The sequence below is a fragment of the Argonema antarcticum A004/B2 genome (assembly GCF_023333585.1).
GTDB lineage: Bacteria > Cyanobacteriota > Cyanobacteriia > Cyanobacteriales > Aerosakkonemataceae > Argonema > Argonema antarcticum.
On sequence record NZ_JAIQZN010000016.1, the window covers coordinates 14280 to 40097 of the forward strand.

Annotated in this window: 22 protein-coding genes; 12 read left to right on the forward strand and 10 right to left on the reverse strand. The window is 44.2% G+C overall.

Annotated features, from left to right (window positions below; translation table 11 throughout):
* The first annotated feature begins 10 nt into the window (after window positions 1-10).
* The 3 genes from LAY57_RS09490 (at window position 11) to LAY57_RS09500 (ending at window position 3405) form a co-directional block, all read left to right on the forward strand.
* Complete coding sequence (locus LAY57_RS09490) at window positions 11-1282, forward strand: vWA domain-containing protein (protein ID WP_249066178.1); 1272 nt, start codon at window positions 11-13, stop codon at window positions 1280-1282.
* Between the two features lie 3 nt (window positions 1283-1285).
* Window positions 1286-1666 (forward strand): hypothetical protein, encoded by a 381-nt coding sequence (locus tag LAY57_RS09495; RefSeq protein WP_249066179.1) that lies wholly within the window; start codon window positions 1286-1288, stop codon window positions 1664-1666.
* Between the two features lie 113 nt (window positions 1667-1779).
* Window positions 1780-3405 (forward strand): AAA family ATPase, encoded by a 1626-nt coding sequence (locus tag LAY57_RS09500; RefSeq protein ID WP_249066180.1) that lies wholly within the window; start codon window positions 1780-1782, stop codon window positions 3403-3405.
* Window positions 3406-3493: 88 nt separating this feature from the next.
* On the opposite strand, the gene cbiE is transcribed toward LAY57_RS09500, so the two are convergent.
* The 3 genes from cbiE to LAY57_RS09515 all read right to left on the reverse strand — a co-directional run bounded on the left by cbiE (window position 3494) and on the right by LAY57_RS09515 (window position 6557).
* Complete coding sequence (gene cbiE, locus LAY57_RS09505; RefSeq protein ID WP_249066181.1) at window positions 3494-4729, reverse strand: precorrin-6y C5,15-methyltransferase (decarboxylating) subunit CbiE; 1236 nt, start codon at window positions 4727-4729, stop codon at window positions 3494-3496.
* A 351-nt stretch (window positions 4730-5080) separates the two neighbouring features.
* Window positions 5081-5689: a cobalt-precorrin-8X methylmutase gene (locus LAY57_RS09510; protein WP_249066182.1), complete on the reverse strand. Its 609-nt coding sequence runs from the start codon at window positions 5687-5689 to the stop codon at window positions 5081-5083.
* Window positions 5690-5774: 85 nt separating this feature from the next.
* Complete coding sequence (locus LAY57_RS09515; protein ID WP_249066183.1) at window positions 5775-6557, reverse strand: DUF1868 domain-containing protein; 783 nt, start codon at window positions 6555-6557, stop codon at window positions 5775-5777.
* A gap of 303 nt (window positions 6558-6860) precedes the next feature.
* On the opposite strand from LAY57_RS09515, the gene holA reads away from it, so the two are divergent.
* On the forward strand, window positions 6861-7841 hold the full coding sequence (gene holA, locus LAY57_RS09520; RefSeq protein WP_249066261.1) for a DNA polymerase III subunit delta: 981 nt from the start codon (window positions 6861-6863) through the stop codon (window positions 7839-7841).
* A 93-nt stretch (window positions 7842-7934) separates the two neighbouring features.
* Window positions 7935-8423, forward strand: coding sequence for a DUF4168 domain-containing protein (locus LAY57_RS09525; RefSeq protein WP_249066184.1), 489 nt, complete (start codon window positions 7935-7937; stop codon window positions 8421-8423).
* Between the two features lie 19 nt (window positions 8424-8442).
* Here LAY57_RS09525 and LAY57_RS09530 read toward each other — a convergent pair whose 3' ends face one another.
* On the reverse strand, window positions 8443-9057 hold the full coding sequence (locus LAY57_RS09530) for a helix-turn-helix transcriptional regulator (protein ID WP_249066185.1): 615 nt from the start codon (window positions 9055-9057) through the stop codon (window positions 8443-8445).
* 230 nt (window positions 9058-9287) lie between these two features.
* On the opposite strand from LAY57_RS09530, the gene ureE reads away from it, so the two are divergent.
* The 6 genes from ureE (at window position 9288) to psb32 (ending at window position 13904) form a co-directional block, all read left to right on the forward strand.
* Window positions 9288-9722, forward strand: coding sequence for an urease accessory protein UreE (ureE, locus tag LAY57_RS09535; RefSeq protein ID WP_249066262.1), 435 nt, complete (start codon window positions 9288-9290; stop codon window positions 9720-9722).
* Window positions 9723-9816: 94 nt separating this feature from the next.
* Window positions 9817-10494 carry an urease accessory protein UreF gene (locus LAY57_RS09540; protein WP_249066186.1) on the forward strand — a complete coding sequence of 226 codons (678 nt, stop codon included), beginning with the start codon at window positions 9817-9819 and terminating at the stop codon, window positions 10492-10494.
* 54 nt (window positions 10495-10548) lie between these two features.
* The gene (locus LAY57_RS09545; protein WP_249066187.1) at window positions 10549-12096 is read left to right on the forward strand and encodes a sensor histidine kinase; all 1548 of its coding nucleotides are present in this window, start codon (window positions 10549-10551) and stop codon (window positions 12094-12096) included.
* Window positions 12097-12323: 227 nt separating this feature from the next.
* Complete coding sequence (gene ureG, locus LAY57_RS09550) at window positions 12324-12929, forward strand: urease accessory protein UreG (protein WP_249066188.1); 606 nt, start codon at window positions 12324-12326, stop codon at window positions 12927-12929.
* On the forward strand, window positions 12913-13083 hold the full coding sequence (locus LAY57_RS09555) for a hypothetical protein (RefSeq protein ID WP_249066189.1): 171 nt from the start codon (window positions 12913-12915) through the stop codon (window positions 13081-13083). The genes ureG and LAY57_RS09555 overlap by 17 nt, the downstream gene beginning before the upstream one ends.
* A 92-nt stretch (window positions 13084-13175) precedes the next feature.
* Window positions 13176-13904, forward strand: coding sequence for a photosystem II repair protein Psb32 (gene psb32, locus LAY57_RS09560; protein ID WP_249066190.1), 729 nt, complete (start codon window positions 13176-13178; stop codon window positions 13902-13904).
* Window positions 13905-13969: 65 nt separating this feature from the next.
* Here psb32 and LAY57_RS09565 read toward each other — a convergent pair whose 3' ends face one another.
* The 3 genes from LAY57_RS09565 to LAY57_RS09575 form a co-directional block, all read right to left on the reverse strand.
* Entirely contained in the window at window positions 13970-14353 is a 384-nt protein-coding gene (locus LAY57_RS09565; protein ID WP_249066191.1) for a DUF4346 domain-containing protein, read from the reverse strand.
* A gap of 103 nt (window positions 14354-14456) precedes the next feature.
* Window positions 14457-15662: a GNAT family N-acetyltransferase gene (locus tag LAY57_RS09570; RefSeq protein ID WP_249066263.1), complete on the reverse strand. Its 1206-nt coding sequence runs from the start codon at window positions 15660-15662 to the stop codon at window positions 14457-14459.
* 53 nt (window positions 15663-15715) lie between these two features.
* Window positions 15716-16393 carry a RibD family protein gene (locus LAY57_RS09575; protein ID WP_249066264.1) on the reverse strand — a complete coding sequence of 226 codons (678 nt, stop codon included), beginning with the start codon at window positions 16391-16393 and terminating at the stop codon, window positions 15716-15718.
* Between the two features lie 168 nt (window positions 16394-16561).
* Here LAY57_RS09575 and LAY57_RS09580 point away from each other — a divergent pair, with 168 nt between their 5' ends.
* Window positions 16562-18598, forward strand: coding sequence for a sensor histidine kinase (locus tag LAY57_RS09580; RefSeq protein WP_249066192.1), 2037 nt, complete (start codon window positions 16562-16564; stop codon window positions 18596-18598).
* Window positions 18599-18771: 173 nt separating this feature from the next.
* Here LAY57_RS09580 and LAY57_RS09585 read toward each other — a convergent pair whose 3' ends face one another.
* Genes LAY57_RS09585 through LAY57_RS09595 form a run of 3 tightly spaced genes read right to left on the reverse strand, consistent with a single transcriptional unit; the run spans window position 18772 to window position 25807 of the window.
* Complete coding sequence (locus LAY57_RS09585) at window positions 18772-22536, reverse strand: adenylate/guanylate cyclase domain-containing protein (RefSeq protein ID WP_249066193.1); 3765 nt, start codon at window positions 22534-22536, stop codon at window positions 18772-18774.
* Window positions 22533-25415: a response regulator gene (locus tag LAY57_RS09590; RefSeq protein ID WP_249066194.1), complete on the reverse strand. Its 2883-nt coding sequence runs from the start codon at window positions 25413-25415 to the stop codon at window positions 22533-22535. The genes LAY57_RS09585 and LAY57_RS09590 overlap by 4 nt, the downstream gene beginning before the upstream one ends.
* Window positions 25412-25807, reverse strand: coding sequence for a response regulator (locus LAY57_RS09595; RefSeq protein WP_249066195.1), 396 nt, complete (start codon window positions 25805-25807; stop codon window positions 25412-25414). Before LAY57_RS09595 ends, LAY57_RS09590 begins: the two co-directional genes overlap by 4 nt.
* Window positions 25808-25818: the final 11 nt, after the last annotated feature.

The following is a 25818-nucleotide window of genomic DNA, read 5'->3' on the forward strand; positions in this document are numbered from 1 at the left end:
ACTATGAACTATGAACAAACTCAAAATAATTGCATTTTCTACTTTGTTGGCGTTGTTTCCTTTCCCCGCTTTATCGACTTCGCTGGAAATATATCGGGTTACGACAAAACAGGATAAGGTTACTTTGAGGGTGAAGGTTTTGGATGATGAAAGAGTTCCGATCGCAGGTTTGAATAAAAATGATTTTAAAATTACTACTACTAACGCACAAGGAAATTCGGTAAGATTAAGTCCATCACAAATAACTTTACTTTCTTCAGAACAATCTAAACCTGACCCTGCTAAGTTGGTGATGCTGTTGGATATGAGTGGGAGTATGAAAAATGAAGATTCGGGGGGGACTAAAAAGTTGGATGGTGCGGTTGGCGGTGTGAGAGAATTTATTAATGAAGTTAGGGGAGATAATTGGGATGTGCGGATCTCTCTAGTTCCTTTTGGGGAGGGATGTAAGAATAGCTTTACTGTTAATGAAAGTATTATAGATAAAAATTTTAGTCCGTCTTGGAGTCCCGATTTAAACCTGGAATTAGATAAATTAGCTAAAGTTGATGTTTGTGCTGCTACCAATATATATCAGCCGTTAGATGAAGCTGTCAAGTATTTGGGAAATCTACAGCAAAATCCAAATGATAAGTTACCCCCACCAAGATTAGCTGTTATTTTACTTTCTGATGGGTATGATGTGGTAAACGATCGCAGCGATGAGTCAGAGAGATTCGATAAATTGCTTGAGGTTTTTCAACAATATCCAAAAGTGACAGTTCACACGATGGGATATGGGGAGAAGTTGAAGGAATTGCGCGATCGCATCGGATGTCGTCTCAGCGATAATGAACTTACTGTCGATAATTTGAAAAAATGTCGAAGTGATATTAAAAATATACACGAGTTTATTGTAGACGAACCTCGATTAAAACAAATTGCGGAAGCGACAGGCGGAATAAACGCCTTTCCCGCCAACGCCGCAGCGGTAGCAGATACTTTGCGGAAATTTTTAAGCACTTTGCGCGAATATGAAATCGAATACGAACAACCTGGTGCGCGTCGCAGCGGTAATTATGAAGTTACGGTATCAGTAAACTCACCATCTCGGCGTTTAACAAATGTTAGATCCGATCCAAAACCTTACCGCTTAGATACTTTTGATTATATCGCTCTCCCCTTATCAGAGCGCTTACCCATTCTGGGAAGTATCTTGATGTTGGGTTTAGGAACGATGATACCATTTATATGGTGGAGCAAGCAATTGAAAGATTCTTCTTTTCGCGACTTAAACTCATAAAAAATGCCCGAATACATCGCCGTCATCAAAATTTTCAACAAAGAAATCCGATTACCTGTGACTCTGACAGGTACTCACGAAGACTATCCCGAAGACTATTTTCGTTTGGAGAAAAACCAATCTCTTTTGCGCCAACGTCTTCAAGAACAAGGTATCCATCAAATTGAAGACGCGCAGTTAAAAAAATTGATCGATGAATGGATTGGCGATATCAAAGAAGGACGGAAATATAGTGCGATCGCGATCGATTTACCCCCAGATGCGATGACTCCTCCCAAAACTACTATTCCTCCTAATGCTAAACCTAGTGATATCTTTGATTATACACCGAAATCATCTCCTAGTATATTTTATGAAACAGATAGCAATGAAGCGGAATTTTAGCATAAGTTGCTAGTTGGTATAGCACTGAAGCGCAACTACGTACCTAAGAGATCCTAATTACATCTGTGTTCATCTGTGTTCATCTGTGGTAAAAAATAATCCTTTTACTCATAATGCAAACCCCACTTCCTTATCAAAGATGCCAACAAGAATTAGAAGATTTACTCCGTTCCCAATATCCTCTAATTTTTCTCCGTTCCGCTGAAGAAACTAGAGCGGTTAATTGCGCGATCGCATCTCACCAATCCCTCACCTATTGCTCCGATATTCCCGATGGAGAATTAGCCAGATGGAGCAGCAATAACGGTTTCCAAAAACGTACTGGAGAACCGGGAAAAGCTGTTTGGGAAATTATCTCTTCTCCCCTCCCAACGAGAGCCGATCCCATTCAGCACGCTCTCAATTTTTTATCAGAAAGATTGGAAAAACAAGCGCTCGAAAATTCAGCTAGCCAACATACTTATATATTACCAGATTGGTCAACTTTTGTCGATCCACATTCTCATCTTTTAGCGCGACAATTGAAAGAATTAATTATCGCGATCGATCAAAAAAGACCTCGCCCTAGAATGAGTTTAATTGTCATCGGTTCCGATTGGCAAATTCCCACCATCCTTCGCAACAGCATTCACATTTTAGACTTACCGCTTCCCATCGGTGAAGAATTATATCAAGATGTATTTAGAGTCGCCGTTTCCAAATATAATCTCCCCGATGAAGAAGCCAGACGCCTCGCCGAACAAGCTCAAGGAATGCCATTGCAAGCTGCTAGTCAAACTGCTAAATTAATTACTACCAGAAATCTTTGGATGTATCCCCAGCAAGCCGGAGAATTGATTCTAGAAGTCAAGAAACAAGAAATTAGAAAAACCGGGGTTTTGGAATATTTCGAGCCGCAAGGACAGGGATTGAATGAAGTAGGCGGATTGCAAAATATTAAAGATTGGATCGTAAATCGGCAACAATGGTTCGAGCAAGATGTTCACCCACAAATGCGACCGCGTGCTATACTATTGGAAGGATATCCGGGATGTGGAAAAACTTTCATTGCGAGAGCGATCGCACAACAGTGGCGCGTTCCTCAAATCAACTTTGAAATATCTCGATTGCAATCAAAATGGGTAGGCGAATCAGAAAGTAACACCTTCCAAGCATTAAGAGCGATCGAAGCTTCCGCACCCAATATCCTATTTATGGATGAAATCGAAAAAGCATTCGCTGGAATAGGTGGCGATACCTCTGGCGTCAATACCAGACAATTCGGTACTTTCCTATCTTGGCTCAACGATAATCAATATTCCATCTTTTTTATCGCTACTTCTAATAATAGAAACGCACTACCAGCCGAACTATTTCGCGCTGGCAGATTTGACGAAATTTTTATTATTATGCCACCGAATACAGAAGAACGTCGTGAAATTATTCGCAAACGCTCTTCTGCCTACAAACTGCCGCTCATAACTCAAAATATACTAACATTTTTAGTAGAAAATAGCAATGGTTTTTCCGGTGCAGAACTGGATAAACTGGTAAAAGAAGCCAAATATTTAGCTGGTTTTGGGAAACCACCAACTGATAGTCACTGGCGACAAGCTTTAAAAGAAATATCTCCCCAGTATAAAAGTCGCAAAATGCAAGAATTATTGCGAAATTATCGCCAACATTTAGAAGAAAGAGGAGGAAAACCTGCCTCAGTAATAGAAGTAGGTTTTTGGGAAAGTTTGATTGTTCATGGTTGATTGTTCATGGTTGCTAACAAGCGATCGAGCGATTGGATAGAATTATAGACTACCTAATCCGACGCGATCGCAGCGAAAATTGAGAGCATTACTTCTTGATTGCAGTTAAAATAGTAACGGGATTTAGGGGAGAAAAACGAGTCAGAGATGCTACCGGGACCGATCGCGATAACTGCACTTGCAACAACTGGTAATCCCATTTCCTTTCGCTCACCCATGTGACAGCCATATTCAAATGTTCCAAAGTAGCTAAAGCCAACACCAATACGCCGCCAGGAATTAGCTTTTCGCCACATATATTCAAAATATCGCTTAAATTGCCACCACTACCGCCAATAAAAATGCGCTCTGGGTGCGGGAGGTGATATAATATTTCAGGAGCTTTTCCGTGGATGGAAATAACATTGCGGACTTGGAAACGACGGCAATTATCCTCAATCAATGCCGTACCAGCAGATGTTTTTTCGATCGCATACACGGCAGAAGTGGGAAATAAGCGACCAATTTCAATCGAAACCGAACCTGTTCCAGCGCCAACATCCCAGATTGTTTGTTTTGGTTTTAGTGCTAATTCTCCCAAGACTAAGATGCGGACTTCTCGCTTAGTCATCAAACCGGGCCGATCGCTAAAACTCAAAAAACTAGAATCTGGCAATCCCAGATGCGGTAAGGTTTCTAAGTCGATTTGCTCATCTGTGATTTGACGCAATAATACTACCACATTCAGGGGTGCAAATGTCTGATTTAGTACAGATGCGATCGGCAAAGATTGAACGCGCTCATCCGCACCACCTAAATTTTCGCAGATCCAGAATTGGTAATGACTGGGTAAATCTAAAGATAACAACAGACGTGCGATCGCACCTGGACTGTGAGAATCATCCGTCAGCACCGCTATTTTCTCCACGCCTTGCTGCAACGCTTGGATAAGCTCGTCAAAAGAGCGTCCGTGAGCGCTAATTACGCGAGCATCTTGCCAAGAAACTTTAATCCGATTAAACGCTAGCTGGATAGAACTTAGATGGGGATAAAAAGTCAATTGTTCTGGAGGAAGTTCCATCAGCAACAGACGCCCCAACCCAAAAAATAACGGGTCGCCAGTAACTAAAACGACAATAACATTGTCAGTAGAAAGGCGGTGGCGAATTTCCCGAATTGCTATTGTAAAATCGCCCAATAAGATTCGGTCAGCTGGATGAGTGGGGAAGTACTTGAGATGGCGATCGCATCCCACCAGTACCGTCGCCCATTCCACAATTTGCCGCACCGTATCCGTCAGTCCATCTGCCCCATCCAAGCCAATTCCAACAATATGTACTGTCATTAGTCATTAGGAAAATTTTAATTTTAGATAGCAGATTTCAAATTTATTTTGAATTAACTCCGAGAATTAAGCTATTACGCATCTAAATCGAATATAAAGACGGCTTTCCTGCCCATCCCACAAGAAGCAAGAGAAAAACTGACTATGAAATTAGATGCGTAGCAGCTTAGAAATCCGAACAAGTAATATCATGTCCATACGTATCGGTTACCTAAAAAAATATTGTTCTTATTCTTATCTGTGTTCATCTGTGTTCATCTGTCTTCATCTGTGGTAAAAATTTAACCAACGATGACAACAGACAATTTGACGTGCTGAAATCTTAAATTAGTCAACAGTCATTAAAACAGACTATTCCTCAGATGCTAAAACGATTAAAGCATTAAGGATCGCCGCAGCGACTGGAGAACCACCTTTACGACCCTCGACCCGAATCTGAGGAACGGTAGTAGAAGCAAGTGCTGCTTTTGACTCTACCACCGAAATGAAGCCGACGGGAACGCCAATTACCAAAGCAGGTTGTACCGATGCCTCTAGCAACTCAGTGCAAAGAGCCAGCAAAGCGGTGGGTGCATTCCCGATCGCAAAAATAGCTTCTGGAAACTCCCGCCAACATTGCAACAAACCCGTTTCGGTGCGCGTTTTTCCCGGAAGTGCGGTTTGTGCCATCTCTACAGCACTGAATAAGGGGTTGTCAAAGGTTTGTGACACCAATCCAACAACCCCTTGTTTGACCATCCCAACATCTGTCACAATCGGTACGCGACATCGGATAGCAGCAATTCCCGCCTCTATTGCGCCTGGAGTAAAGCGAATTAGCTGCTTGAACTCAAAGTCAGCCGTGCTGTGGATCACCCGTCGCACGATCGCGTATTCGTTTGGGCTGAAGTTGTGGGAGCCAATTTCGCGATCGATTACCGCGAAACTCTGCTCCATAATGGGATGAATAGGCAAACTCATGGAAATTTTGGATGAGAAGGATGATTAGGTGGCAAATCAGTTTCCTAGATTATCCGATTTAGACCAGCTTTCCCCAATCTAAAATCTAAAATTCCAGGACTGGCCAGTCAGGTTCCCGATAGTAGCGCGTCATATCGTCGAACTTTCGCAATTCAGCTTTCTTTACCAAGAGTTCCGGCGCATTTTCCAGCCACTGCAAATTGAAATCAGATAGCGTACTGCTGAGACGATCCCGGTCTAAATCAGCCGATACAGAGCCAAAATAGCTCAGAGTTATGTGAGCTGTGAAGTGGTACTGCTGCTCAATTCCAAGCGAAATTAAATCGCGATTTTGATAGACCGTTTGACGGAGTTTGAGAATGCGATCGTAGGAAGGTTCATCTGCGGGCAACAAATAAACTGCCAGCGCTCGCGGCATCAGCATTAATCCTAATATTTGCCATCGAATTGGAATACCACCGCTCACCAACGGTAGACTCTGCTGAAAAATTTGTGCAATTGTTTCACCCAACCGCACATCAAACTCAGGATTCTGACTCGCGTCGCGGTAAGCACCATCCCAAATCAAGTCAGCTAAAGTTACATGAAAGCTAGCTGGCGGCACCGCCACCATCAGACCGGGATCTAACTTTTGCAAAAGTTGCTCTTGGCAATCTTTTAATTGCGTATAAAAAGCAAAATTTTCCGAATCTTCCTCTGAAGGTGGGGTGATAACCGTATAGCCAGGAAATGGCACAGCTTGGAAGCCACCTTCCGGGCGCGGCTGAAACTTTGGCGATTCCTGAATATGCTGTACTTGGGATCTGTAAGTTTCTGGTAGCATCATCCGTGCTACCCGATTCAAGTAAGTTTGATAGTTCTCGTCCAACCTTGATAGCCTCGCATTTTAAATGGAATAGATTTTAGGTAGCTGCCACAGTCATTGTCAGTTGATGGGGGGCTACGAACCTAAAACGGGAACCTCACCCCCCCCAACCCCCCTCTCCGACCTCGGAGAGGGGGGAGAAATACTTCTCTCCCCGTTGACGGGGAGGGGAGGGGGCAAGGGGTGGGGTTCCCGGTTTAAACTGGTAGCCTGATGGGGCATCGGACGAAAATCTCAAAAATTTTCATGACCAATGACCAATGACCAATGACCAATGACCAATTACCGGGGATCAACGTACTCTTTATGCCAATTTACCTCTACTGGGGGGAAGATGATTTTGCGATCCAACAAGCTGTTGGCAAGTTGCGCGAAACCGTACTCGATCCCCAATGGGCTAGTTTTAACTATGACAAAATATCTCCCGAACAACCAGATGCTGCGATCCAGGCTTTAAATCAAGCCATGACGCCGACTTTTGGGGCGGGTCAGCGTTTGGTCTGGCTGGTTGATACAACCATAACCCAGCATTGTTCTGAAGACCTGTTGGCGGAATTACAGCGGACTCTGCCCGTCCTACCGAAGTCTTCTGTTCTGTTAATGACTTGCCGCTCCAAACCGGATGGGCGGCTTAAATCCACTAAGCTGCTGCAAAACCACGCCGATGTCCGGGAGTTTTCCCCGATCCCGCCTTGGAAGACAGACCAGATCGTACAGCAAGTTAAACAAGCTGCACAAGAGGTTGGGGTAAAGCTAACGCCAGATGCGATCGAACTTTTGGCTGATTGCGTTGGTAACGATACAAGGCTGCTTTTTAGCGAGCTGAAAAAACTACGGCTGTTCGGACTGGACTCACAACAGGCTCTTTCTGCCGATACTGTTGCTTTTTTGGTCACGGCTAACACCCAAAACAGCTTGCAGTTGGCGGTGGCCATCCGAGGCGCTGATACAGGCAAAGCTTTGGGATTAGTCGCCGATTTGATCGATCGCAACGAGCCAGCTTTAAGAATTGTTGCGACCTTAATTGGACAATTTCGGACCTGGTTATGGGTTAAGCTGATGATCCAGTCGGGCGAGCGGGATGAAAAAGCGATCGCCACCGCCGCTGAAGTCGGCAACCCCAAACGCATTTACTTTCTTAAGCAAGAGGTCAACTCTCTCACCTTGCCAAAACTTTCTGCCACTTTGCCCGTACTGCTAGACTTAGAAGTCAGCCTCAAACAAGGCGCAGAGGCAACAACCGCCCTGCAAACCAAGGTCATCGAACTTTGCCACATCTACAAGTAGCCAGTCATCACCCGAATGGTGGAACTTCACACCCCAAAAATAGTTCAAAACAATTGAACCTATCAGTGTGCTGGTTCTTGACAACACCCAAACATGATGAACTCCTCTCTTGACATTGCCCGACTGGGCCTGAACCGGATGCTGTCGCAATCCTTGATTGTGGCTTTCCTCTCCACTATGGGTTTGCTCTGCGGACTGGCTCCCGATTTCTCTGCAAGTTCCCCTACTCTGATCTTCAGTTCTTCTGCCAAAGCCCAAGCCGTTAGCGATGATGAAGCCAGTAGATTTGCCCGCGCTGCCTATACGATTGAAAAAAGGCGTCAAACTGTGGTAGAAGAAATTAAAAACAGAACAAGTGGAAACGTTCCCGATATTACCTGCTATCCACCAGAAAGATTGGAAACGCTCGACGCCGACATTCGCAATGATGTGAAGAGTTTCTGTGATTTTTCCAGACAGACTATACAGTCAAATCAATTCTCGGTTGGGCGCTTCCTTGAGATTCGCAGTAGCCAAGCTTCCGATCCCAGCCTCAAGCAACGAATTGACCGTGAATTGCTACGACTCCAGTCTGGTTCCTAACACATAAAGGCAATAATGTCTACATTTCCGAATCGCAGGTAGCTTTTCGCTTGGCATGAATATTCTTCATGTGTTTCTTCACAGTATTAAGGGAAATAAACAGCTTATCCCCAATCTCCTTATAGGAGTAATTAGCTCGATAAAGTAACCAAACCTCGCTTTCCCGTGGCGTCAAACTGTATTGGTGAGCATCGTTATTTACTATAGTCTGGAGAGATTGATGTCGATCTTCTAGGCTCACCAACAGGCAAGGATACTTCATATCTTCTAATTTTAGCCATCGCGCCCGCACGCGAAGACTAACTGAATCGTCCTTGTGAATTTCGGACTCGATCGCAATTTTTTGATTGGGAAATATATCGCGGCTCTCAATTAAGGACTCGCAAACACGCCAAATCTCATGAGGTAGGGAATTATTTTTATCTTTTTCTTCACTAAGTTGTGTGCAAATCTGTCTGGCAGATTGATTGGCATGAACTAACTCGCCTTGCTCTGTTAAAATCAAAATGCCGTCCATAAAGCCCTCAAGGACTCCTTGCAACAAGTAAGATGAATCGATATTCTGTGAAAAGGCAATTTTTGACTGTTTATCTTGAGTATTCGCTGTGATGGGGGCAGTTGTTAACGGGTTCATTGCTAATCTCATCGATTTCCTTGACGACACACAGGACAAATGGACGTTTGAGAAATGCACCCCAGTATGATTACGTACTCATACTTCTTTGATAAAGGATCTATTTAAATGAAAAATCACCCATACTCGTGAATACACTTAGTTTATGGAGACTGGGGACTTGGTAATTCTCCCGCTCTCCGGCTCTTACCCTAGCCCCTAGTCCCTAGTCCCTAGCCCCTAGCCTGATGATGCTGATTTTGACGCAACGTTTACCAGCTGACCCAAATGCCGCAGTCAGTTATACTCTCTCTCTGACAGCTAGTGAACGCACTCGCAGTCGCCACCGCTTCGAGATGCCGGACGGGCAAGCTTTGTTTCTGCGTTTGCCTAGAGGTACGCTGCTGCGCGATCGCGACCTCCTCCAATCGGAAAACGGTACACTGGTGCGAGTGACTGCCAAACCGGAACCAGTTATGACCGCTCTAGCTCCTACTGAGTTAGCTCTGCTGCGGACAGCTTATCATCTGGGTAACCGTCATGTGCCGCTAGAAATCGCTCCCACTTATTTACGGCTATCTCCCGATCCAGTCTTGAAGGATATGCTGGAACATTTGGGGGTAGAAGTAAGAGAGGAAATTTTGCCCTTTGAGCCAGAAATGGGAGCATACGGACATAGCCATTGAAAATTACTCCCTTCCCACCCAAAGAATATCTATGAGGGAGCAGAGGGGAAGAAGAATGATAGCTAATCTTTTAGCCCGAAAGGAGTAAAGATTTATGCTGAATGATTGGGCGCTATTATCTTTGCTGCAATTGACTAACTCCGCTTTACCAGTGGGAGCATATAGTTATTCCGAAGGTTTGGAAAATCTGATTGAAGTCGGTACAATTAAAAATACCCAAAGCCTGAAGCATTGGCTAGAACAAGAACTGCGCTACGGTGCAATTCGGTTGGAAGCATCGGTGATGGTACGAGGCTATACATCTGTCAAATTGGGCGATTTAGATACTTTGAGTTATTGGAATGGTTGGGCTTCAGCTGCTAGGGAAACCGAGGAGTTGCGGGAACAAAGCTGGCAGATGGGTCGCGCCTTAGTTCGTCTTTTGCAACATTTGCAGCCACAATTAACCTCAGTTTTTACCGAATTGGGTGAAACTTGTAATTATGCTCTAGCATTTGGCATCGCCGCAGCCCACTGGCAGATTTGCGATCGAGCATCTGTGTTAGGCTATTTACACAGTTGGGCTACAAATCTTGTCACTGCTGGCGTCAAATTGATTCCTTTGGGACAAACTGCCGGTCAACAGTTGCTGTTAGATTTACACCCCACGATCATCAGTGCAACTACAGAAATTTTAGCTTTAGATGATGACCAACTTAGTAGCTGTGGGTGGGGATTATCTTTAGCAAGTATGGCTCACGAAACCCAGTATACAAGGTTATTTCGGAGTTAGAGTCTAATTTCTTATTAAGATTGTGAGCAATTCGTAAAACAACAATCAAAAATTATGCTTTCCATCCAAATGTTTTCTTCTATCTTGCACTCAGTAAATCGGTATTTGATATCGCGTTTTAGGTTAGTTCGCCGTTTATTCCTAAATCTTACTCACAAAAAATTAACGCCAAAAGCAACGGTCGCCCCCTTACCTGACAATGAACCAGCTAGGCTAAAATCACTTGATAGTTACCAAATTCTCGATACATCTCCCGAAGAAGTATTCGACGACCTCACAAAGCTAGCATCCCATATTTGCGATACTCCCATTGCTTTAATTAGTCTTGTAGATGCTCATCGCCAGTGGTTCAAATCTAGAGTTGGTTTAGACGCAACAGAAACCCCCAGAGAATTAGCTTTCTGCGCTCATGCTATACTGCAACCAGAAGAGATCCTAATTGTACCAAATACCTTAAAAGATAAACGATTTGCAGCTAATCCATTAGTACAATTAGAACCAAACATCAAATTTTATGCGGGAACACCTCTCGTAACACCTGATGGCTTTCCTTTGGGTACTCTATGTGTCATTGACCGAGTACCACGAACCCTCACATCAGAACAATTAGAAGCACTACAAGCATTAGGTCGCCAAGTAATTACCCAAATGGAATTGCGAATTAATTTAGGTAAGTTAGAACGTTCCATAACTAAACGTCAGCGAATAGAAAAAGCACTCCGTCGCAGCAATAAGCAACTAAAGCAAACTCTCCAAGAATTACGAAATGCTCAAGTTCAAACAATTCAAGGTGAAAAAATGTCCTCTTTGGGACAGATAGTTGCTGGGATAGCCCATGAAATTAATAACCCAGTTAACTTTATTCACGCTAATTTACCCCATGTGAATCGTTATACAGAAGAAATGCTTAATTTGCTAGCTCTATATCAAAAGCAATATCCCAATCCAACTGGAGAAATTCAAGCATATTCTGAAGAAATTGATCGGGATTTTTTAATCGAAGATTTATCTAAAATTCTGGGTTCCATGCAAGTTGGGACTGACCGAATTCATAAAATTGTTTTATCATTGCGTAACTTCTCTCGATTGGATGAGGCTGAAAAGAAAATAGTTGATATTCACGAAGGGATTGATAGTTCAATCCTAATTTTGCAACATCGACTAAAAGCCACGGAAAAGCATCCCCTAATTGAAGTAATTAAACACTATGCGGGAATCCCGCGTTTGGCGTGCTATGCTAGTCAAATAAACCAAGCTTTTATGAATATTTTGCTCAATAGTATTGATGCTATTGAAGCAGCTTTTGAATTCAGTTATTTATCCTGGGAGAAGGATAGAGGAGAAATTCATATTCTCACAGAACTTTCAGATGAAAATCATGTAATAATTCGGATTGCTGATAATGGAACTGGGATTAAAGAAAATATTCAAAAACGAATATTTGACCCGTTTTTTACTACGAAAGCAGTAGGTAATGGAATTGGCATAGGACTTTCAATTACTTATCAGATTGTAGTCAAAAATCATAGCGGCAGGCTCAATTTTATGACAGAACCAAAAAAAGGTACAGAATTCTCCGTTGAGATCCCGATTTACCTTTAGCTCCCATGCTGTACCCTCAAGTGGTATAATAAGACTTACGCACCCTATCAAAGGTGTAGGGGCGGGTTTTGTTGAGAGATTATTGATTTGACACAGGGGTTATCTGCTAAACCCGCCCCTACAATCCTTGATTTTTCCTAATTTTGCGTAAGTCCTAATAAGTAAACCAGTTTTCTGCATAAGTCCTCAAAAATCTAAAATCTAAAATCTAAAATCCAAAATCGATTATGAATGCGTTTAGAGTGGGAATTGCCGGCCCAGTGGGTTCTGGGAAAACTGCCTTAGTCGATGCGTTGTGCAAGGGAATGCGCTCAAGCTACAGCATTGCAGTTGTCACCAATGATATTTATACCAAGGAAGATGCCCAGTTCTTGGTGCGGAGTCAGGCGCTGGAGAGCGATCGCATCCTGGGTGTAGAAACCGGCGGTTGTCCCCATACCGCCATTCGAGAAGACGCCTCCATGAACCTAGTGGCGATCGAACAAATGGAACGGAGATTTACAAATCTTGACCTGATTTTTGTAGAAAGCGGGGGCGACAACCTCGCCTCCACCTTTAGTCCAGAACTGGTCGATCTGACAATTTACGTCATTGATGTCGCCGCTGGTGATAAAATTCCCCGTAAGGGTGGCCCCGGAATCACCAAATCTGACTTACTGGTAATTAACAAGATTGACTTAGCCCCCTTAGTGGGGGCCGATCTGGGCGTGATGGAACGGGATGCCAAAAAGATGCGCGGCGATAAACCGTTCGTGTTCACCAATTTAAAAACTCAGTCAGGGCTACCTTCTGCGATCGAATTTATCAAGTTGCATATTGGGCGGACGCACTAGCGCAAGTTGTCAGTGGTCAGTGGTCAGTTGTCAGTGGTCAGTTGTCAGTTGTCAGTTGTCAGTTGTCAGTTGTCAGTGGTCAGTTGTCAGTTGTCAGTTGTCAGTTGTCAGTGGTAAAAATCAAGATTTCCAGAGCAAAACAGGCAATTTTTAGTGGTGAGTTATTTCCGCCATCCTGCACTAGCGCTAACTGGCACCACATTTCTATAGTATTTTGTGGGATAGTCATTTTTTAGGTTCCATTCCATGAAACAGCTCTCATCCCAAATTTCCAGTTGGAGAAACTACCTCCAGCGCCTGATGTTGTCAGTCGTGTTGATATTGGCGACAACTGTGCTAGTTGCTGACCCGGCTTTTGCTACGAGTGTGTATGAAATGCCTAGCCTTACAGCAGACTCTAGCACTTGGGTAGTTGACAAGGGCGAAGTTGTCAGTCGCGTCACCGAAGGCAAAATTAGCAGCTTGCTAGAGAATTTAGCCAAACAGACGGGCAATGAAGTCAGAATAGTCACCATTCGCCACCTTGACTACGACGAAACAATCCAAAGTTTTACAAATCAGCTGTTTGAAAAATGGTTTCCAACACCAGAAGCGCAAGCTAATCAAACTTTGCTAGCGATCGATACCGTCACCAACAGCACGGCAATTCGGACTGGGGAAAAAGTAAAATCCATCATGCCCGATGAAATTGCCCAGAGTGTGGCCTCAGAAACCGTACAAGTACCGCTGCGACAAGGTGATAAATATAACCAAGCTTTCGAGGATGCAGGCGATCGCCTAGTTGCCGTATTATCCGGTCAGCCAGATCCAGGGCCACCCCAAGTAGCAGCAGAAAACGCTCGGGTAGAAGGAACCTTTAAAACGGCAGCAGAAACCGACCGAGGCAGTTCTACTGTCTGGGTAGTTGGTTTGCTAATTGCCGCCACAGTCATCCCAATGGCGACTTACTTTTGGTATCAGTCCATGAGTTCTTAAGTAGCTGGGCGTAAATAAACTGAACACCCAGAAACCCGGTAACTCCTGCTCTCACCGGGTTTCTTTTAGTCTTGAACGTAATCTTGACCGCTAATTAGAGCCATCTGGGCCAGAACAAACTCTCGGCCTAGATACGCGGCATGATCCAGAAGAGTGACTGGACAGGGCTGAGTTTCTTCAAAAATCTTGACGCAAAGTTCCTTTGCGGTTGTGCCAGTATATATGGTGCTGTAAGTTCGTTCCACTTTACCTTTTGCGGGAATCACCTTTCCAGTTTCGGGGTCAACGGCTAAACCGCGATCGTCAATTACATTCGTGAAATGCTTGGCGCAAATCAGTCCGGCATCCCGATCGAGGTAGATAATAAAATATCCCCCAGGGTCGAGTTCGATATCGCGCTTAGAAAGGTTTTCATCAATTGCAGCAAGGTTTTCAGAAGTTTGATTCATTTTCACTCAAAAACTTAATTTGATTGCTCAACAAATTTATTGTTATTCACTCTGAATGGCGATGAAGTAGAGTTTTACAGAAGGACAAAAATGGGCAAAATTATCAGGTTTCCAACTCAACATCAAGTGGAAGTTCGCGGCGGCTAAAGGGAATATCCTTGTTAATCGCGTCGATTTCTTGCTGCTCCATTTCGTTGACTTGGCTGATGTAAGACCGCAGAATTTGGCTGAGGCGGGGGTTATAAAAGCGGTGCAGGCTGTGATTGGCACTAGCGGGGAAACCGCGACGTTTTTTGTGGTGTCCGCCCGCACCAGGGTCAAAACTTTGGATGCCGTGCGCGATCGCCCATTCGATTGGGCTATAGTAGCAAGCATCAAAATGCAGGCAGTCAATTTCTTGATTGCAACCCCAGTAGCGTCCGTAAAGGCGATCGCCTTTTGTGATGCAAAAAGACATTCCCATCGGCTGGTGGTCATTTTGTTCATTGTAAGCAGCTACAAATAATACTTGGTGTCGGTATTTGGGATACAGTTGTTCAAAAAAGCGCTTAGTCAGATATTTGCTTCCCCACCAACCAAACTTATCGCAATGGTCGCTATAAAAGCTGTACATCTGACTAAATAGCGACTTAGGAATTTCATCGCCTGTCAGGGTTTCGAGTCGCAAACCCGCTTGTGTCACAGAAGCGCGTTCCCGTTTGATGTTGCGGCGCTGATTGGCATTAAAAACGCCCAAATAATCATCAAAAGTTTTAAATCCTTTGTTTTGCCAAATATAGCTGTGGTGCAGCCAACTGATGAAACCGTGGCGTTCCATCACTGTTCGCCATTGTGGGTCAACATAGAGGAAATTGCAGCCCGAAATGCGGTTACTGGCGCAGAAATGATCGATCGCCGCTACCATCAACTCTGTTAGTTCATCCTCATCTTCGTCAGGGGCAATTAAAAAGCGATAACCTTCAGCAGGCGTAAACGGCGTCATTCCCAAGAGTTTCGGGTAATACTCCACACCCAAACGACTAGCCAAATCTGCCCACTGGTGGTCAAAGACAAACTCGCCGTAACTATGACCTTTAACATAAAGTGGCGCAGCGGCAATCAGATCTCTGTTTCGCCACACTGTCAGATGTTGAGGAAGCCATCCAGTTTGAGCCTTAACACTGCCAGACGTTTCTAAATTGTGCAACCATTCCCATTCGAGGAAAGGCGTTTTCAGGGGCATTGCGAGGGCATCCCACTGCTGTTGCGGAATGTCGCCGATTTGGTTAATCCAGGTCAGGTTATAGCTCGGCTTGAGTTGTTCTAGCATCGTGAAAGGGTGCGATCGAAGTTTCAAACTTTCTTTAAAGTAATATAATCTTCCTAATGTTGGAGGCGATAATGCAAAAACACTTCCTCCTCAACCTGTTGAACTGCTAAAAGTTGAAGACGAGGAGCCAAATCAGGTAAAAATCCCGCTCCTTCCACTGGCGTTGGTGCAGATGCTCCGCCTAAAATCAACGGGCAAACCGTCAGCCAAAATTCATCAATTAAATTAGCTGTTAGCAGCGATGCTACCAGTTTGCCGCCGCCTAAAACCGCCAATCGTGCCAAACCCAGCTGTGCCAGCTGTGCAAAAGCCGCCACCCACTCAATCTCTCCATTATCTGTCTCAAAAACTAAAACTCGCTCAAATTCTGAGTTTAATTGCCATTTTTGGGCACCGCTAGCTGTAGTGAGCAACCAGCGGGGAATCGGCTGAGAAAAGAAGCGCAATTGAGGGTCAATCTCTGCGGAAGCGGAACAAACAATCTGTACTGGTTGTAGTGCTTTGCTTTGCTGTTCTCGTTGTTTGAGGAGATGGGGATTAGAAACGCTCAGCGTTGTTCCGTAGGTACGCAGCGTCCCAGCACCAAATAATACCCCGTCAGAAGAAGCGATCTGTTTTTCCAGGTGTGCTTTATCATTTGGGGAACCGAACCGTGCGGGGGAAGCTTTGGCATCGGCAATCTTGCCATCGGCACTCATGGCTAGAATAACGGTGGTATGCGGTTGGTTCATCACAAAAACTATAATTGTGTTTATCGATTGTTTTAAGACCGACTGGCGGCGATCGTTCAGACTCACCCATAGCATATTTCGACACTTGTGGCTCTAGGACATTCGCTCGATCCGGTCTGTTTTTGCCTCCTTGTTGTTGCGGTTAGCATCTTAAGTTAGAGACTATCTATGGCTAAGCCAGGTCAATTTTCTGTTCGGAGCATCCTGCTTGAGCAATACGCGCAAGCTATGATGCGATCGCCCTTAATGCAGTTCATGGCTGGGCCACGTCAATCCTCATTTCGCCGCATCCTGCTAACCCGGATTTTGCTGCTGAGCGTACCAGTTTTACTGTTGGGACAGTATGTGATATATAGAAAGGCACGCTCGACGCTATTGGAAACTGCCCGCCAAAACTTAACCGAAAGTGCAGTGACAAAAGGAGAGAGGATTGACGAGTCAATCCAAGCAGTAGAGGCGAACCTACTTACAGCTACCGAAACAGCTGTTGTCAAGTCTGGATCGATCTCCCAGTCGCAAGAATTTTTCGCCTTTCTCACAAAACAACTGCCGACAAAGATACAGTGCATTCAACTTACGAACGTCCAAACGGGTAAAGTTGTCACCAGTACTTGTGGAAGTAGATCGATTAGTTCGCTTCCGGCTAATTTATGGCCGCAGCAGCAAAGTCAATTGTTTCCCGATCGCTCAATTATTCACGTGACAACGCTACTACCGCCAGGAAAATCGCCAAGAGTTGCTTCTCTTGCCGAACAAAGCAGTTCAGAAGGCCAACTGGAATTAATTTTTACAGCACCCATTTATGACAATACCGGGTTACTCCGCAACGCCTTAAGTATTCAGTCAACTTTGTATCGGCAACAGGTTGCTAAACCAGGGTCTCTTTCCGGCTATACGGTAGTGATTGACCAGGACGGAATGATTTTAGAGCATCCGGTTGCTGACTTAGTAGGGCGTAATGTTGAGCAACTGGAAGATGCAAAGCGACTCAAAATTTTAATTAAAAATGCCCTGGCTGGCGAACAAAATTTTCTTCACTTATTTGCCTTTGAAAAAAATGGCACAGAATCAGTGGCTGGGTATACGGCTATCCCCAGCCCCGTCAGTAACGATCCAAATCACAAGTGGGTTATTTTAGCAGTAGCAAGTTTGGATAATGCACTGTTTGGGCTTAAAGAAATTAACCAAGTTCTGATTAATTTGAGCTTGTGGTTGTTAGCGGCTAACCTATTGGCAACTCTGTATGTATCTCGCGATCTAGCGCGTCCCTTAGAGCAACTCGGAGACTATGCCTTGAATGTCCGGGGCAGACGATCGCCATCCAAGGTCCCCCACAACTTCAAAATCCAAGAGTTTAATCAATTGGCCGAATCCCTCGATAGTATGGTCGAACGACTGACAGCGTGGGCTCAGGAGGTAGAAACAGCCTGGAAAGAAGCGCAAGCAGCTAACCAACTAAAAAGTGAGTTTCTGGCTAATACTTCTCACGAGCTGAGAACTCCCTTAAATGCCATCATTGGTTGTATTCGCTTGGTAAAGGATGATTGCTGCGATGACCGGGAAGAAGAGATAGAGTTTTTGCAGCGGGCAGATGATGCAGCTATTCACCTGCTTAATATTATTAATGACATATTAGACTTGTCAAAGGTTGAATCGGGTACTCTTTCTGTGGTGATGCAGCCGATGGATTTGCGATCGATCCTCCAGGAAGTAATCGATCTACAAAATGTTCACATTAATCAGAAAAACCTACAGTTGCTTTGGTCTGAGCCACCAGAGGCGATCGCACTACAAGCAGACCCGGCAAAGCTAAAACAAGTTTTCCTAAATGTGATCGGCAACGCTATTAAGTTTACTGACAAAGGCAGCATCACTATTAGTACACGCCAGGAAATAGCGTTAGACAAAGACGGTAGCACTAATAGTTCTTTAGTTGTCGTAAGCGTTAAAGATACGGGAATTGGCATTGCGATCGATCAGCAGCAAAAACTGTTTCGACCTTTTGTAATGGCTGATGGTACGACAACTCGCAAGTATGGCGGCACCGGACTGGGACTTGCCATCTCCCGGAAATTAATCGAACTGATGGGCGGTAGCATCTCTCTACACAGTGCTGGTATAGGTCTTGGCACAACGGTTGAGATCGAAATGCCGATGATTAATTCCTCTCGGTTAGCCACACAAACCGATGCAGCATTAATTTAAATTTTGGATGAAAAGATTTTGGATCGATCCCCAGACGGTCGTTCTAAGGCTTGAGACATTTTTGGTCATTATGCGATTTTATAGCCATAGCCTTGGCAGTTAGGACAACTCCAACTTTTACTTCTGGTCTTTCCATCCTTTACTCCGTAACCCTTTTCCCTCAACACTCGCCCCTAGTCCCTAGCTATATCTGTGAGCAAATAGGTAATCATTTGCCCTTTGCCTTTAATAACGATCGGCCCCCTTTTTTCAAACAAATATTTATCTTTTAAACGCTCATAAGTAGCCTCCGTAATTTGAATACTTCCCGGTAACCCTGTTGATTCCATCCTTGAAGCAATATTAACTGCATCGCCCCAAAGATCGTAGATAAACTTTTTCGTACCAATGACTCCCGCTACCACTTGTCCGGTATTAATTCCGATCCGAATTTGAAACTGCTCACCCTTTTTGGCTTGAAAGTGGTTAATGGCAATTTGCATATCCAGTGCCATTGCTGCGATCGCTTCTGCATGATCGAATCTTGCGATCGGCAATCCACCCACCACCATGTAAGCATCCCCAATCGTTTTAATTTTCTCTAAACCGTGTTTTTCAGCTAGTTCGTCAAAAGTCGAAAAAATCTCATTTAGCAAGTTGACCAATTCGATCGGCGGCATTTTAGCAGAAAGAGGAGTAAAGCCAACGATATCGGCAAATAGAATAGTCACTTCATTGAAATGCTCAGCGATTGGAAGCTGCTGTTTTTTTAACTGGTTAGCTATAGCTTCTGGTAAAATATTTAGTAATAATTGTTCCGATTTTTCCTGCTCTAATCGCAAGGCTTCTTGTGCCTGTTTGCGATCGCGCGATTCGATTGCCAAAGCAACCAAATCGGCAATAGAGCGAGCAAAACTTTCCTCTTCGGGCGTCCAGTGATGGCATCTTCCCACTTGTTCCAAACAAACTATACCCAGAGTTTTTCCACTCTGGTTAATCGAAACATCTAGCAAAGATTTAATGTTCAAAGGAATCAGGTAAAATTCAATCAATTCCTGGAGTCGCGGATCGGTAAGAGCCTCGACAGCAACGACGGAAGCAGAGGATTGTAAAGCTTTGAAATAGGAGGGATAATCTTCGGTAGAGATTTCCATCCCTTCAGAATAACAGTTGCGATCGCTCTCGAACAGATTCAAACACTCAATCTTAGACCCACTCCGATCGTACAACCATACACTCACCCGCCCTATCCCCAGCATTTTAGCAGTTGCTTTGGTAATCGCTTTCAGCGCTGCCGATAAATTACCCTGGGAAATCGCCTTATTTCTTGTTAGTTTTACCAGCACTTTGTTTTGTTTCCGCAATTGTCTTTCGCTCTCTCGCAACGCATCCTCTGCCAGTTTGCGCCGAGTAATATCCGTGACAATCCCTTCGTAATAACATAAGTTTCCTTGAGCATCGCAAACCGCACGGGAATTTTCCGAAACCCAGATAATGCTGCCATCTTTGCGATAAACCTGAGATTCAAAATTGGATAAAGCACCATTGTTTGCTAGCATTTCTACAAAAAATTTCCGCCGATTTGGGTCTACATAGACTTGTTTTTCAAGATTAGTGACGTTAGCAATCAATTCCTCTTGTGAATCGTAACCATAAATTCGTGCCTGTGCCAAATTTGCGCTGAGATAGCGTCCATCGGGGGATGTTTGGAAAATTCCCTCAGTGGCATTCTCAAAAATACTGCGATATTTTTCCTCAGCTTGTCGGAGAGCTTCTTCTGCCCGTTTGCGAGCGGTGATGTCCCGCACCAGAATTAACACCTCATTCTCATTTATAGGGACAATTCGGACTTCTTCATCTAATATGCCGCTATCAATGTGAACTTGCTGTTCGTAAATTTGCACCTCACTTGTTTCCAGTGCCCGGTGGATATAAAACATTCTTACTTTAAATAATTCCGGCGGAAATCCTGTCGATAAATGCTGACCGATCGGATTGTGGCTGATAGCCGACACCTGAGAATATTTCGGTTGGATGAAATCCAAGTAATAGCCATCTCGATTAATTCGCATCATTAAATCGGGAATCGCCAAGAGAATTGCTTGCTTTTGTGCTTCGCTTTGGCGCAGTGCTTCGTCAGCTCGCTTGCGTTCGGTGATGTCAAATATCGCTCCATCCAACCAGAGCATTACCCCATCTCGATCGAAAATGCCCTGACCTTTTTCATAAATCCAACGGATGCTGCCATTGGCATGAATTATTCTGTACTCCAGAATATAAGGAAGTTTTGCACTCAAGGCCCGATCGACATCTATTTCCACCATCTCTGTGTCATCGGGATGGATGATACTAGCAAAAGTTCGCACCTGATTGTCAATAAAATCAGAGGCAGGATAGCCAGAAATTTCCTCGATTACATCGCTGATGAAATCCATTGTCCAGTCAGAGTCCCACTTGCCGCGATAGATAGCACCTGCGATATTAGAAACCAAACTTCTAAATCGCTCCTCGCTTGAGCGCAGTGCTTCTTCTCCTTGCTTGCGTTCGGTAATATCTTCGGAAATGCACAGCAAGTGAGTCACTTGAGCGCGATCGTCAATCAGAGGCACTTCCAAGGTTCGCAACCATCTTGTTTCACCGGATTTTATATTGATGGGTTGAGCGTCCATGTCAATTAACTTGCCCGTTTTCACCACTTCCAAGTCCTTTTCGACAAAGAAATCAGCTTGCTCTTGGGAATATAAATCGTGGACATTGCGCCCAATAGCCTCATCTCTGGAATTGCCAAATATCTTTTCGCTAGCTTTGTTCCACAGCACATAGCGAAAGTCATTGGCAACATCTTTGGCAAATACTGCCAAGGGAATGTGTTCGATGATGCTGTCTAAAAACCGCTGTTGTTGAGACACTTCCTCTTCCAAGCGCTTGCGTTCGCGTGCTTCTAGAGCTAAAGATGCTAAATCTGCTAATGAGCCTGCAAAATTTTCCTCTTCCAGCGTCCAATGACGAGCTAATCCCACCTGTTCCAGACATAAAACACCCACCGTCTGTCCGCCCAATCGAATGGGAGTATCTAGCATAGAAGTGATGCCTAGTGGAACCAAGTAAGAATCTGTAAATTCTCCAGTTCGAGGATCGTTGCGAGCATCGTGGGCTGCGATCGTCCAGTCTTCTAGCAAAGCTTTGAAATAAGCAGGATAGTCTGCTGCTGTCAGCTCAAGTCCTTCTGAATGTTGGTTTGGAGTGCGCTCAAATAAGTCCAGGCATTCGATCGCCGTATTTGTCTCGTTATAGAGCCAGACACTAGCTCGTTCGATCTCTAGGGTATAGGCAGCCGCTGCGGTGATTTCTGTGAGGGCAGCATTTAAATCGCCCCCATACAGCCCCTTATTTCTTGATAAGTTTACCAGCACTTCGTTCTGATGGCGTAACCTTATTTCACTTTGCCGCAGGGCTGTTTCTGCTAAGGTGCGATCGCGAATTTCTTGTTGCAGCACTGCATTTTGTTCTTGCAGTTGCCGTTGCAGTTTCCATAGAGCTAAGTGATTCTCGACGCGAGCAACAACTTCTGCACTTTGAAATGGCTTGGTGATGTAGTCTACACCACCGACAGCGAAGGCTTTTATTTTATCCAACACATCATTAAAGGCGCTGATAAAAATTACCGGCACCCCGCGAGTTTGCTCATCCGCTTTAAGATGTTGACAAACTTCATAGCCATTCATTTCTGGCATATTGATATCGAGTAAAATCAAATTTGGTAGAATTGCCTGACACGCCGTCAGGGCCATCTTACCGTTCAAAGCTTTGCGAACTTCATACCCTTCCTTGGTTAGGATCGTTGATAAAAGGCGCAGGTTGTCCGGTTTATCATCAACAATAAGAATATTCGCTTTATTATTAAGAATAACTCCTTCTATATCATTGATTTTAATTCCTAATGCTTGCTCGTTAGTCATTTTTTTGCCTGTTGAATTAAATCTATGACCTTATCAAAACGAAATTCATCAGCCCACTCTTTCAAGGTTTTGGCGAGAGGGGAACCGTTCGCTGGAATATGCTCGATCATCTCGAAAATTAGGCTATCGCTGCATTGGGCAGCCGCCTGATATAGCTGGGTTACCCACTCGGCGGACATTTCGCACAAGTATTCATCAAGGGGTCGATCTGAGCCGTGGCAGAGATCTGGTGAACCTAGATCTCGCGTCTCTTCTTGCTTGGATTTAACTTCCAAGCTGTTCACCACTGGCTCGTCATAAATGTATAGCACCCCTAAATAGCGAGCCATTTTTTCTAAGATTAGCTCGATTGAGAACGGCTTGCTCACAAAATCGTCGCAGCCAGCCGACAAAATAGCGATTCGGTCTTCCTCAAAGGCACTGGCAGTCAGGGCGACGATCGCAGTTGCCCCACCCAGAGGATGCGCTTTGATGCGTTTGGTAGCCTCGTACCCATCCATCACCGGCATCTGTATATCCATCAAAATTAGGTGTGGTTTCCAACTTTCCCACAGGGCAACTGCTTCCATACCGTTAGCGGCAGCACGCACCTCAAAGCCTACATTTGTAAGCAATTTAACCAGCAGGAGGCGGCTGACTTTCACATCTTCAACCACAAGGATACGATAAGAAAGTTGGTTAGGCGCTAGCCCAATTACCTTGCGGGTTTCCTGAGAAGTCGGAACATCCTGCCTTTCAACTACACAAACGGGGATATCAAATTTAAAACTTGTTCCTATCCCCAGGGTACTGCTGACGGCGATCTCTCCTCCCATCAGTTGCACAAATTGTCGGCTAATAGGTAAACCCAATCCGGTTCCTTGCTCAGATTTTCGACCTGTTTCCGTTTGTCCAAAAGGTGCAAATAGGAGATTTATTTCTTCACTGGCAATGCCAGGGCCAGTGTCTTCAACTTCAAACTGGATTTTCAGTTGTTGTGGCACAGGCATTCCGACTGTGTCAGTTGTCCGTTGTTTAGATCTGCTAACCGCTGACACGCAAAGCGTGACACTACCTCTTTCCGTGAATTTGATTGCATTTCCAAGCAGATTTATCAAGACTTGACGCAACTTGTTATCGTCTGTTTTCACGTATTGAGGAAGGTCTGGAAATAAATTGAAGATTAGCTCTAAGCCCTTAGATTTAGCTTTGAGTTGGAACATCTCTTTGAGAGTGCCAAGCAAGTAGTATAGGTCGAAGCTATTTTCATTCAGCGTTAACCTGCCAGCTTCAATTTTCGACATTTCCAAAATGTCATTGATCAATGTCAGCAAATGCTCGCCACTGCGACTGATAATTCCCAAATGTTGCTTCTGCTCAGCCGATAAGGATGAATCGCGGTTCATCACTTGGGTAAAGCCCAGAATCGCGTTGAGAGGTGTACGAAGTTCGTGGCTCATCTTGGAGAGGAATTGGCTTTTGGCGCGGTTCGCTGCATCTGCGGCATATACAGATTCTTGGAGCTTCTCTTCTGCTTTTTTGCGCTCCAATTCGGCTCCGGCTCTGGCCGCGAAAATTTCCAAAATTAACTCTATTCTCTGGTCATTTCCCATCGGCTTCACATCCATCACTACCAAATGACCTAAGACATTGCCATTGGAGTTAATCAGCGGCATTCCTGCATAGCTTTGTATGCCTAAATCAATGAGAAATTTATTGTCAGGAAAATGTTCCGTCAGGCTATTAGGGTAGTAGCACAATTTGGCATTGAAAATAGTTTCACCGCAGGGAGTGCCAGCTATTTCAAATTCGATGTTTTCATTGAAATCAGTGCCATTCCAAAACGCCAGAGTGCGAACTTTGGTTTTTTCCCAATTTGCCAACTCCGTCACCAAGGCGTAACTGACTTGCAGTATTTCAGCTAGATATCGGACACACGAGTGCATGAAGATACCGCCAGTTTTTGAGGCTGTACCCTCTACTATTAATCGCAGCGCTTCTTCCCGTCGCTTGCGATCGGTGATATCTCGCGCTACTAAGATTACCGAATCTGGAGAAAGAGGTGAAATGTTTGCAGACAGCCAAACTTCTCGCGTCTTAATTGTGAGACTGTATTCAATACTGACTGTCTGCTGATTTAAGAGAGCTTGTTGAATGGAGCTAAGAATAAGGTCAGCTTGCTCTTTTGGTATAACATCGTGCAGCGTTTTGCCAATCATATCAGCAGCCTGTTTGTACAAATTCGTTGTATATGTGGGGGCGATTTTGAGACAGCGCCCTTGAACATCTCTCACAATCACAACATCAGTCATCGCCGCGAATATGGCACGCAGTTCCATCTCAGATTCTTGGAGTGCTGACTCTACTTGTTGGCGTTCGCGAATCTCTTGTTGCAGTTGCAGATTTTTTTTCTCTAATTCCTGCGTGCGAATTTTTACTAATTCCTCTAATTTCTGATTGTAATCCTCCAATTTAACATTTTGTTCGACTAATTGTTTTTCCTGAGAGTATGTGCGTACTGCTTCTTTAATCGTCAATTTTAGGTCTTCAGACTGCCACGGCTTGGCAATATAACGATATAAATTTGCGGAGTTTATAGCATTCGCTACAGCTTCAATATCTGCTTGTCCAGTCAGCATTATTTTGATGGCTTTGGGTAAGATGGCATGAATACGCTTTAATAATTCATCGCCTTTGATATCGGGCATTATATAATCGGAGATTACGAGAGCAATTTCATACTCATTTTTTACCAACTCTGACAATAACTCCAAAGCATCTTCACCACCTTCAGCAGTTTCTATAAGATATTCATCCCCAATTGCCCTTTTTAGTTCGATTTTCAGGCTATCCAGGATTGTATATTCGTCATCGACACAAATAATGACTGGTTTATTCATACTTTTGACAAGCCATCCTTTATAGTTTCAATTAATTCTTTTTTACTCCAGGGTTTTGGCAAGTAAGAATGCAGGTTAGCTAGAAGGTTGGCACGTTCGACCGCTGCTCCATCGGCTTGTCCTGTTAACATGATTTTAATAATGTTGGGATATTTTGCATGGACGCGAATGAGAAATTCATCTCCCTTGATTCCCGGCATTAGCCAATCAGAGACGATCGCCACAATATCAGTTCCTTCTTCTTTCAGTTCCTCAATAATTTCCAAGGCTTCATCAGCACTCTCAGCAATTTCATATAGGTAGGCATCCTTAAACTCGTTTCTGAGTTCGATCTTTAAACTATTCAAAACTACGTTCTCATCATCTACGCATAAAATTACTGGTTTAGACATAGGGTAGTTAC